13 protein-coding genes are annotated in these 9,678 nt (G+C 61.3%); all 13 read right to left on the minus strand.

Annotation, left to right across the window (positions count from 1 at the left end; genetic code table 11):
* Positions 1–24: 24 nt before the first annotated feature.
* Positions 25–282, minus strand: coding sequence for a DUF2460 domain-containing protein (locus tag I55_RS14330; protein WP_049974122.1), 258 nt, complete (start codon positions 280–282; stop codon positions 25–27).
* A gap of 162 nt (positions 283–444) precedes the next feature.
* Complete coding sequence (locus tag I55_RS35930) at positions 445–1,158, minus strand: hypothetical protein (RefSeq protein WP_159107196.1); 714 nt, start codon at positions 1,156–1,158, stop codon at positions 445–447.
* Between the two features lie 4 nt (positions 1,159–1,162).
* Positions 1,163–2,008: a hypothetical protein gene (locus I55_RS35935; RefSeq protein ID WP_148293729.1), complete on the minus strand. Its 846-nt coding sequence runs from the start codon at positions 2,006–2,008 to the stop codon at positions 1,163–1,165.
* Between the two features lie 77 nt (positions 2,009–2,085).
* Positions 2,086–4,830 (minus strand): hypothetical protein, encoded by a 2,745-nt coding sequence (locus I55_RS14335; RefSeq protein WP_148293730.1) that lies wholly within the window; start codon positions 4,828–4,830, stop codon positions 2,086–2,088.
* 141 nt (positions 4,831–4,971) lie between these two features.
* The gene (locus I55_RS35940) at positions 4,972–5,505 is read right to left on the minus strand and encodes a hypothetical protein (RefSeq protein ID WP_148293731.1); all 534 of its coding nucleotides are present in this window, start codon (positions 5,503–5,505) and stop codon (positions 4,972–4,974) included.
* Between the two features lie 41 nt (positions 5,506–5,546).
* Positions 5,547–5,726 (minus strand): hypothetical protein, encoded by a 180-nt coding sequence (locus tag I55_RS14340; protein ID WP_148293732.1) that lies wholly within the window; start codon positions 5,724–5,726, stop codon positions 5,547–5,549.
* Positions 5,727–5,767: 41 nt separating this feature from the next.
* Entirely contained in the window at positions 5,768–6,094 is a 327-nt protein-coding gene (locus I55_RS14345) for a hypothetical protein (protein WP_044561269.1), read from the minus strand.
* A gap of 4 nt (positions 6,095–6,098) precedes the next feature.
* Positions 6,099–6,836, minus strand: coding sequence for a hypothetical protein (locus I55_RS14350; RefSeq protein WP_044561270.1), 738 nt, complete (start codon positions 6,834–6,836; stop codon positions 6,099–6,101).
* 4 nt (positions 6,837–6,840) lie between these two features.
* Complete coding sequence (locus tag I55_RS14355; RefSeq protein ID WP_044561271.1) at positions 6,841–7,065, minus strand: hypothetical protein; 225 nt, start codon at positions 7,063–7,065, stop codon at positions 6,841–6,843.
* Positions 7,066–7,085: 20 nt separating this feature from the next.
* The gene (locus I55_RS14360) at positions 7,086–7,508 is read right to left on the minus strand and encodes a hypothetical protein (protein ID WP_044561272.1); all 423 of its coding nucleotides are present in this window, start codon (positions 7,506–7,508) and stop codon (positions 7,086–7,088) included.
* A 16-nt stretch (positions 7,509–7,524) separates the two neighbouring features.
* Positions 7,525–8,034, minus strand: a complete 510-nt coding sequence (locus I55_RS14365) for a hypothetical protein (protein WP_044561273.1) — start codon at positions 8,032–8,034, stop codon at positions 7,525–7,527.
* Positions 8,031–8,615, minus strand: a complete 585-nt coding sequence (locus I55_RS33085; protein ID WP_049974124.1) for a hypothetical protein — start codon at positions 8,613–8,615, stop codon at positions 8,031–8,033. Before I55_RS33085 ends, I55_RS14365 begins: the two co-directional genes overlap by 4 nt.
* Before the next feature lie 67 nt (positions 8,616–8,682).
* The coding region (locus tag I55_RS14375) for a hypothetical protein (protein WP_044561276.1) at positions 8,683–9,678 on the minus strand (996 nt) is incomplete at its 5' end.

The following is a 9,678-nucleotide window of genomic DNA, read 5'->3' on the forward strand; positions in this document are numbered from 1 at the left end:
TGGTCTGGCCTGTGGCCTGTTTAATCATCGGCGATCGACGAACAGATTGCTGCCATAAGCCCCCTGCATCTGCAGGTAAAAGCCCATCAGCGTCTTAAGTTCGTTGGCTGTCACCGTATCGCGCAGGAAATCATAGCTCAGTTGAAACTCCCAAATAGGCGCCGACCAGAATGCCATACGTGTCTCGCGCCCCGACACGGCGGTGGCGATCTTTGTAGACCACGTTGGCTTCTTGATGACGGAATAGCCCAGGCCCGCCAGGGCCGGATAGATCACGGTCATGGCTCTTGCCTCAAATAGTTTCGGCCGGAATAGGTACTCAATTGCAGATATTAAATACCCGCCCCCTGGACCAGGAAATTCCTCAATATCAATTGTATAACGGGGGATATACCTCGTCGGTCTGCTACGGACCTGGCACTGGCCACCAACACAGTCCGCAGATCACGTCTGTTCATCGCTCACTACGAAGCTATCGGTCTGCCATTTGATGGAAACGCCACACATTTTCTTGGAATACCCACGATGGGTATAGTCCCTAAATATATCGTTGAATATAAATTCATATAATTGCCCCTCGGTCAGATCGGGGCATTTGGCCGTCATGAATGGGGAAATAACTTGAAATACATGGAATTCTCTAAGTTCCTCTATTGAATCCACAATCGTAATTGTTAACCACCCCCAAGTAAGGTGTATATTTACACTATTTACATATCGATATTCGGAGTCATCTGTCTGGATAGTAACCGTATAAATGTCCGGATTAGACTTTATGATCACAGGCATATTCATATAAATATTGGTCGATGCCTTTACCCTACCATCCTTGTCTGCAGGAGCGTCACCCAGCAGCGACTGGTCCTTCCACCACGCCGGAGCCAGGCTCACAAACGTCGTCATGCCAAGACTAGCGATACACTGGGTCGCCGGCAGGTTGATACAACCCGGCCGTTCCCGGCCACTGCGTATTGCGTCCTGGTGTTGGCGCAAGGCAAGCGCTTGCGGGTCGCGCGGCAAAACCTGCTCGGGCAGGACATAGCTTCCCCCCGGCCCGAGCAACGCCACCCCAGGAGGCATTTGCTTGAGCATTCCAGGCACACAGGCCGTTACCAATGCCATCAATAGGATTGAAGATGCCATGATTATATTTTTCATTTTCTTATTTCCACGACTTTTCAATATTTATTTGTATGCGGTTTAAATAAGTTGATTCTCCGTTCTTTTCTGCCAAATATCTTTGATGCCTTGTCATTAGTATTTTTTGACTATCGATTATTAAAGAAGTGCGATAGCCGCAAAACTCTCCGCGGACGTAATTTTTCTTAGCCACATTTTCATTTGCGCGATTTCCGAATACTTCTAAATATATGAATTCATATAGCTTTTTTCGATCGAGATCAGGGCAGTTGCGAGCGAAGGCTATCTGGAAAATGTCATAAATCTGTGATTGGTCGAATTCTTCTTCTGTTCTTGCACCGATAACTTTGATATTTGCGTCAAACAGGGAGATTACCACACCCTGGACCTCTCGGCCTGGATCACCACCGATATTGAGCGCCACCCCGTATTCCATTCCCGCAACCGGACCGCCATGGGTGGAAGCCGCATTGGTAAGGACACCCAGTTCAATCCGGGATGCCATGTCCGGCCGCCCGGTCACATCTGGTGGGCGATCGCCGAACAAGGATTCCTCCGGTTGGGAATATATTCGAACACGAGCAACCGTCGCCAAACTGGCCAGGCAGCGCGCCGCCGGCACGTTCATGCAGGCCTTCGTTTCCTGGCCCGCCCGTATCAGGGCCTCATGGCGGCGAACCTCCGACAATTGAGCGTCTTGGGGCTTAATCGCCTCCGGCGTGACGTAGAACTGATGGGCATCCGCTACTTGTAAGCCCGTGGGAGCTTGCCGCAGGGGAGCAATAGAAGTCACGGCATCCGCACGGGGCGGCAGGGGTGGCGGCGGTAGCGGCGGCGAGGCGCAGCCCGCCAACACCGAGGACAGCATCAACACAATGATCTTACAGCGCAATTGATTGCCCCCCCAATTCCCATGAAGACCGACAAACGGCCCCCATCCGGACGTTAGAAAGAAAAATTCCGCTTTTGCCCCCGCAACGCCGACACCAGCTTGTCGCCGTGCCGGTTGAAGAAGCTGGCAACGTCGCGGCTGTCCATAGCCTGGACGGTAAGCGTCACGTTGCCACCACCGCCACCAGCCGAGAACGGGCCGTTGGCATTGGCCGCGCCACCGCCCGGAAGGTTCAGGTTGGCGGCGGCGAAGGCTGGCACAGCCATGCTCGGCAGTTTCTGCGCCGCCAGCATGGTGCGCAGGGGTGCCGCGATACTAGCCGGCAGCACCATCTCATCCTTGTGCAATTCCGTGAGCATACCGTCCGCCGGCACCCGCCCCCAGCCGCCGGCGGCACTGGACAGGCCACTGGCCAAGCCAGCGATGGCCAGCTGCACGGCAGCGGAAATGGCGGGCGCGATCCACCATTCCGGTCCGGCGCTGGCGGAGGCGTAGGCGTTGGCGGCCCCCACCACCGCCGCGTCCTGGACCTGGGTTTGACTGGTCGCCAGGGACTGCAGCTTGCTGGCCATGGCCGTTTCTTCGTCCGACTGCTGGATCAGCAGGTTCTTCGTGATCCAGGCCGTCGCCTGCTTCTCCGCCAGCTCCATCAGTTGGGACAGCACGCCCTGGGCCATTTCCGTAGCCGCTTGGCGCGCCGTCTTGGTGCCAGTGATCAATCCTTGCGCCATGCTGCCCATGGACTTGGTGATACCGGATATCGTCTCCTGCCATTCCTTCTGCTGGTCGCGTTTCAGCTGACGGGTTATTTCAAGATTCCGGCTAGCCGCCACCCGGTTGGCATCCACAATCTGCTTGTTGACGCGCTGCGCCAGTGCCGTCTTTTCCTCATCCGTTTTGGCATAAGCTTCCTCCTGCTTGCGCCACTCCTCAATTTTGCTCAGCGTCGCCTGGCGCTCCAGCTCAACCTCGACGACCTTGGATTGGGCCACCTCCTTGAGGGACAGGTTCAGGTACAGGCGGCGCTGTTCCGAATCCTTCTGATCCTGCTGCTGCTTTTCTTTGAGCACACTGAGCTGCTGCTGCTCCTGCTCCGCGAGGAATTTGCTGACGATGGCGCGATCAGCCGTCAGGGCCTTGTCCAGCGCGGCGGAGTCCCCGGCGTACCGTTCGCGTTGTTTTTCAGAAAGCTGTGCCAACAGCCGGTCGCGCTCCGCCTCGTTCTGCAACGCCGCCTGCAATTGGCGGTGCAATCCGGCAATGTCGACATCCACACGCTGGTTCGCCATCTGCTTCTGAAGTTCCGCCACCCGGCGGGCCTGGGTCTCATACTCCGCCGTGTTCTGCCGCCCCGCTTCCTTAATCACGTCCAGGACGCGCTGCTCATCGCGCAGTTCGGCATCAAGATTGCCCTTCTGGACCGCCTCTTCCCGACGGATGGCGTCGATCTTCATCTGCAGGCGGGCGTCAGCTGCGGCCCTGGCAGCCTGGGTCGCCTGCGATTGGGCGGCGATGGCGGCTGCCGACCCTTTGGCTTCGTAGGCAACGGTCTCATCCGCGATCTGGCGCACCAAGGCGGCCCGGCGCTCCATATTATCGCCAGCCGCAGCCACTTCAGCCTGCAATTGGCCGATCCGCTCGGTGTGCGTTTCCCGGCGCAACTGCGCCTGGATCGTGGCCAGCATGCGCTCCGCATCGGCCCGCGCCTGAGAACCCGCGGTCGCCTGGGCGATCACGTCCCGCCAAGTCTTGACCTCATCGGCCAGAAAATCGGCGTTGCTGCCCACCCACAGCTGACGCCGCTCCTCAGCGGCGGCCTTGGTCTGCTGTACCAGGTTCTGCTGCTCTTCCCGAGCCTTCAGGGCCCCCTGATCGGGACGCGTGTCGATCCGCACGTCCTTGTCGAGTTTGTCCTCGGCGGCCCTTCTCTCCGCCTGCGCTTGCATCTCGTCGTGGGCATTCGCCGTATGGCCAATTCGCGCCTTGGCCGCGGCCAGTTCCTCTAGGTCCTGACGCACCTTGCGGAAACGGGCACTCAAAGCATCCTGCATGATCAGGGACGCGGCATCCTGATCATGCTCTCTCTCCGCCTTGTCGAGCGCATCAAGTTGGCTAGCGCTCAACAGGTCGAATTCCTTCGACAGCTGCCGGATGCTGGAAAAATCGCCGGAGAGTGCTTGGGCCAGCCCTCCCGCGATACGGGCCTGCTCCTTGCCATCCGTGATCTTGCCCATGTAGGCGATGGTACCGGCATAATCAGTGGCCATGTGCTGCAAGGCGGTGGACGCCTGGGGAATGGCCTGCGTGACCGTAGCGACCATGTCCAAGGCCGCCTTGCCGCTAAGGCCAAACTGGTCGTGAAGATCATTCCCCCACCGACTGATGGTGTCCTTGTTGCCATCGGCCGCCCGGCCCATAAGAGTCATGTGAGCGGAGACATCCTCGACCTTCTGCCGCATCTCAGCCAGGTTCGTGATGCGCACATAAAGCGCGGTGCCCAGGGCCATCACCCCTACGGCGACAGCGGCGACGCCCAGGGTCATTTCGGACAAGGCCACGATTACCGCCGGCGCCACATCAACAATTGCCTCCAGCGTACCCTTGCCTTCATTGATCGATTTGCCCATGGAAAGGGCAGCCTCCCCCAAATCCTTGAACTGGGGGATGTTTTCCTTCAGGGAGGCGCCGGTCTGGTCAGTCTTTTCACGGAGGTCCTGAAGCGCCTCACCAGCCGACCGAGTGGCGGATTCTACACCGGAGGCATCGACATCAATCTTCGCCGCGACCGTTTCAACCATGGCAGCCTCCAAATGAAATAGGCCGCCCAAATGGACGACCGCTGCGCCCTCGGGCATGAGGCTCGATACTCCATTCCTGGAGATCTAGCTTATTTCGACTTAATCGATTCTGGGTTCACGGAATTAAGATCATTGAAAATTTTATCTATTTTTATAGAACGCCTTCAGCATTTCAAAATACCCCCTATCTTTGTGTACGTATTCTGCCGCGTCATCAGACGTTATATCAAGAACATAAAGACCTTTAAGAATCGTCTCAATACGATCTGACATATCAATTTCACACACTCTTTTTGGTCTAATGCCCATTGATAAGTCCGCTGAACATTTATATACATCATCTATAATCATCGTTGATGTCATTGTCATTCCAATCTCTTTGACAATGGCATCGCGAAACTTCGGCGTTCCTCGAACTGCATCAATTTCCTTACTGAATTGAAGATCGACAGCGGTCATGCAGAAGAACATCTTCTCGCCGTCTTCTTTCAAGCATGGCTTAATCTTAACGCTGCCCTGCAGCATCAATTGACGCGTGGCCGCAGGAATTTCCGCTCTGGCGGCGCTAACACCCAAACAAAGGCTGATCGAGATCAGGTACAGGATCCAGGCTATTAGAGATGGTGAATTGGGTTTTTGCCGCATATTGGTCGTCCTCAGTTGCTCTTCAAGCATCTCCTGTTCCAAACAAGACGGCAACCCCTTTTCTGCAACTTTCAGCGGATTTTCCCATCACCAAACATCGCAAGCAGGTCCGCCAGCCCAATCTCGTCCACCGGCGACGGCTCATCCGGCTTTATGCCCAGATAAGCCGCCACCATCAAATGAACCGGCGGATGGCGGCGCCAGTAACGCCATAACGCGTGGTAGCGCGGCAGGGTGAACTGCCGCTCCACCTCATCCCAGGCGCCACAGCCGGACGCCACCAGTTCCGCAGTCAGGTCGTCGATATCGTCGACGGCCCCGCCTGCGGCATCGGCTCCCCCGAGGGGATCAGCCCCGACTCGTGCAGGATGCCCACCACCGCAGACACCAGGGCCGGGAACTCGATAGCGGCCATCTTCTGCTCGATGGCGTCGGCCGTCATGTCCGGCGCCGTGCTTTTCAACGCCGCCGCCACGATGCGGATACCGGCGGACGCCTGGTCCACCGGATCGGTCAGTAGGGGCAGGCCCTTGATGTCAGCCCACGCCGCCTTCAGAGCGGCGAAATTCATGGGCGGCACGGTGTATTCCGTGCCGCCGATCACCACGCTGGCGCCCATGGTCTTACCCCTGCACGCTGAGTTTGCCCACCGTGCCGGAGGCATCGGCGAAGGCCATGAAGTCGAACTCCGGCTGCATGTAGTCACCCTGCTTGGTCGCCAGCTGCAGCTTGTTGGAGGTGCAGGCGTTCAGGGTCAGCACGAAGTTCTGACCGCCGAACGGCGTGGTCAGCACGCAGGAGAAGGTGGGCGCCACCCCCTGCAACTGATTGGAGATGGTGGTGACGGTGCCACCGGTGGCGCTGGTGTAGCCGTAGCTGATCAGCAGGGCCGCACCAGTGTCCGCGGCGGCGAAGGTGTAGATGCCGCCGCTCACGGAATACTGTCCCGTCGCCGGGGCGCTGGCCACCCGGGCCAGCGGCACGCCGGTGGCAGCGAAGACCACGCCTTGGTCCGCCTGGAAGCCGGTGCTGTTGGCCACGGTGACGGTGTAAGGGGTGGAAGCCGGCACGCTGGCCGCCTCGTTCAGGGCCACCAGCTGCTGGCCGATGGTGGAGGTGCCGCCGAAAAACAGGCTGTTGAACAGCGCGCCTTGGATCTGCCCGGTCTTGGCCTTGCCCTGAATCTTGGCCTGGCCGCGCGCCACCGAGACCGGGAACTGGTTCTGGCCATACAGCTCTTTCAGCGTGAAATCGATGTCAACGGAAACGGACTGCAGGGTGCCGAACTGCACCGGTGTGGCGTTGGCAACACCGGTGGGTGTGCCGAACAGGCTGCCGGCGCCGAAGGAATACTGGGGCATGGGATCAGATCTCCTGCAGGATGCGGGCCTTCAGGCCCGACAGCGTGGTGACGAGGTGGTTGTAGGCCTCGGTGGCCCGCGCCACGGGCGAGTTGTGGATTTCCTCCGCCAGCCAGGCGGCGACCGCCCGTTCCAGCCGCAGGGGCCAGTCGCAGGGGACCACGTCGGGGGTGGAAGCGGGCACGGGTAGGGGCACGGCGGCCTCGGCCGGCGTATCGGCGTCAATCATGACAAGCATCCTTGATGCAATCAGGGGATAAGCAGATGCAGCGGCACGATGGCCACGGCCTGGGAGCCCAGGGCCCCCTCATCCGTAGTCACCTGGCCCTCGATCCAACAGTCGTAAACCAAGCCGCCCAGGGTTTGCTTATCCTGCCCCGGCGGCGGGCGTAGCGCTGACTCGACCGCGTCGAGCAGCGGATTCAGCACCACCGCGCCGGCGGTGTCATCGTCCGGCGACTGGGCGTAGAGCAGGATGTCGACGCGCAGCAGACGATGGGCCGGCAGGGTGTCGCGGCGCGTCACCTCCTCCCCCCTGCTCATCAGGAACAAGGCGGGCTGCTGCGCTGGTGACAGGTCGTTCCACAGCCGCACGCGGCGGCTGGCGGTGGCGAAGGGTGCCGCCGCCGTCAGCCGGGCGAACAGGGCGGCGTGGATGTCCTCACGGGCCATGGATTGGGTCCTAAGATCAGGCGCCGAGCTGGGCGGCGATGGCGGCGCCGACGGCATCGGCCAGGGCGGTGCGGATGCCGATGGCGCTATCGGCCAATGTGGGCGCCAGGAAGGGATGGCCGGCGTAGTCGACACGGCGGTCATAAGCCTTGACCGGCACGCTGACGGGTGAGATGGCCCGGCCGAAGGCCTCGGTGACGGTGCGCAAATGGCCGCGCACGGATTCCGTGCCGTGGAAGCCGTACTCCTGGAAGGCGGCATAGGCCGCCGCAGGCGACGCGTCATCCACCGACACACCAGCGGTGGCCATCAAGCCGTCGACCGTCAAGGTGGGGATAAGGGCGCGGCTGAGCGCACCGGTGCCGCCTTTCGTCTGCTGGTTCAGCCTGGCGCCCGCAGCCGCCGCCAGGGTCTGCGCCTGGACCATCATCGCATCGGCCAAGGCGGCGCTGATAGCCGTCGGCACCTTCGCCAGACGGTCCCGCAACTGGTCGATGCCGCTGGCGTCAACCGACCAGCCGCTCATAACGGCGCCACCCGGCGGTAGGGCGCCAGGGCCGCCGCCAGGCTGTCCGGCATTTCCTTCTGCAGATAGCCGGTGGTCTCCCCGCCATGCGCCTTGGAGACCAGGCCCACGCGATCACGTTCCCGGTAGCGCAGGGCCACCAGTTCCACGCAGGCCTGTTCCAGGATAGCCGGCAAGGGCTCATACCCGGCGGTCCAGGTGACGGTCACCCGGCGGCGGCCCTTGGGGAAGATGCCGCCCACCAGCATGACCGCGTAATCATCATGGGCATAGCCGTAGGCCAGCGGCTGATCCCCCGGCTGCGGCGGAACGGCCACACCGTCCACCGTCACCGCCGTGACGCCCGTTACCGGATAGTTGGGCAGGGGCAGCAGGGCGTTGCCGGTTCCATCCAAGGTCTGGGTATAGGTGGCCGGGGACAGGTCCCGGCCCAGCCAGCGCCGAATGAAGCCGCTTTCCGCCTGTATCAGGCGGTTCAGCAAGACATCGTCAGTGGTGCTGGTCAGGGGCGGACTGAACCAGGCCTTGACCGTGGCCACGTCGGTCAGAGGCGTAGGGGTGGACAGCGTGGTGCCCTCCATGGGAACCGACCTCCGGAAAGGGGCGGAGCGCGGGCGGGACGCGGGCGACCGCCCCCGCCCGGCCGCATCAGCCGTTGGCGATGTTGGTGATGACGCCGAAGGCGGGCGGGAAGTAGTTCTGCAGCACGCCATCGCAATAGACGCCGTACTCGTACCGCCGGGTGCGCAGCGGCCACTCGATCTGGTAGTAGTCGCGCCGCATGCGCATCTGCGTGACGTTGGTGACGTTGGCCAAGGGATAGGGCAGGCGCGTGGTGCGGAACAGGATGGTGCCCGCCGGCATGTTGGGGTGCACCTTGATGTCCAGCGTCTGGCCACCGACCATGCTGTAGCGGTTCAGGTAGGTGCGCACCATGACGCCGCCGCCCAGCAAGGCCTGGTCGGTGTTGAAGACGAAGCGCTGGGCGGAATTGGTCGTGCCGGTCAGGATCTTGCGGCTGATGGTCTGGGCTTCCTGGCTGCTGACCCAGATCTCCTGAGGCGACAGGCGATAGGTGTCCCAGAAGGCCTTCAACGCCGTCTCGATCTCCACGATGCCGCCGGCGCCATCGGCGGTCAGCGGCGTGCCGGTGCCCGCCACGCCCGTGGGCATGATCTGGACATAGGCGTTGGAACCGCCTTTGAACGCCTGGTACAGCAGGCCGTCGAAGGACAGGTTGTTCTGGCTGTTGTCGCCGGCGCCCAGGCTGGCCGCGGTCTGTGTGCCCACCGCCCCATCGGTGATGACGACGGAGTTGATGGTGGTGACGGAGCCCAGCTTCTCCGAACCAGCGGCGCCCCAGAACCAGGCATAGGCGACGGCGCCCGCCAGGGGCGCCACGGTCGCAGTCAGGCTGCCGGCCGCGCCGGTGGTGGTTCCGGTGGCGGCGGCGGACGGCTTGGCGGCACCGCCGCCGAACTGGTCGCTGGAGCCATCGGCATTGGTGCGGGTCAGTTGGCCCTGGATGCCACCGGTGACGGAACCGTTGAGATAGCCTTCCAGCGTCAGGCCCACCGCGATGACGGACCAGGTGCCGGCGGCCAGGGCGCCGCCGCTGTTCGAGGCGGTGACCACCGGCGTGCC

Source organism: Azospirillum sp. B4 (assembly GCF_000333275.1).
In the GTDB taxonomy this organism is placed as follows: Bacteria; Pseudomonadota; Alphaproteobacteria; order Azospirillales; family Azospirillaceae; genus Nitrospirillum.

Bases quoted from the DNA above. Each gene is read 5' to 3' on its own strand.
- I55_RS14330 (WP_049974122.1), bottom strand. From the start codon at position 282: ATGACCGTGATCTATCCGGCCCTGGCGGGCCTGGGCTATTCCGTCATC.
- I55_RS35930 (WP_159107196.1), bottom strand. From the start codon at position 1,158: ATGAAAAATATAATCATGGCATCTTCAATCCTATTGATGGCATTGGTA.
- I55_RS35935 (WP_148293729.1), bottom strand. From the start codon at position 2,008: ATGCTGTCCTCGGTGTTGGCGGGCTGCGCCTCGCCGCCGCTACCGCCG.
- I55_RS14335 (WP_148293730.1), bottom strand. From the start codon at position 4,830: ATGGTTGAAACGGTCGCGGCGAAGATTGATGTCGATGCCTCCGGTGTA.
- I55_RS35940 (WP_148293731.1), bottom strand. From the start codon at position 5,505: ATGCTTGAAGAGCAACTGAGGACGACCAATATGCGGCAAAAACCCAAT.
- I55_RS14345 (WP_044561269.1), bottom strand. From the start codon at position 6,094: ATGGGCGCCAGCGTGGTGATCGGCGGCACGGAATACACCGTGCCGCCC.
- I55_RS14350 (WP_044561270.1), bottom strand. From the start codon at position 6,836: ATGCCCCAGTATTCCTTCGGCGCCGGCAGCCTGTTCGGCACACCCACC.
- I55_RS14355 (WP_044561271.1), bottom strand. From the start codon at position 7,065: ATGATTGACGCCGATACGCCGGCCGAGGCCGCCGTGCCCCTACCCGTG.
- I55_RS14360 (WP_044561272.1), bottom strand. From the start codon at position 7,508: ATGGCCCGTGAGGACATCCACGCCGCCCTGTTCGCCCGGCTGACGGCG.
- I55_RS14365 (WP_044561273.1), bottom strand. From the start codon at position 8,034: ATGAGCGGCTGGTCGGTTGACGCCAGCGGCATCGACCAGTTGCGGGAC.
- I55_RS33085 (WP_049974124.1), bottom strand. From the start codon at position 8,615: ATGGAGGGCACCACGCTGTCCACCCCTACGCCTCTGACCGACGTGGCC.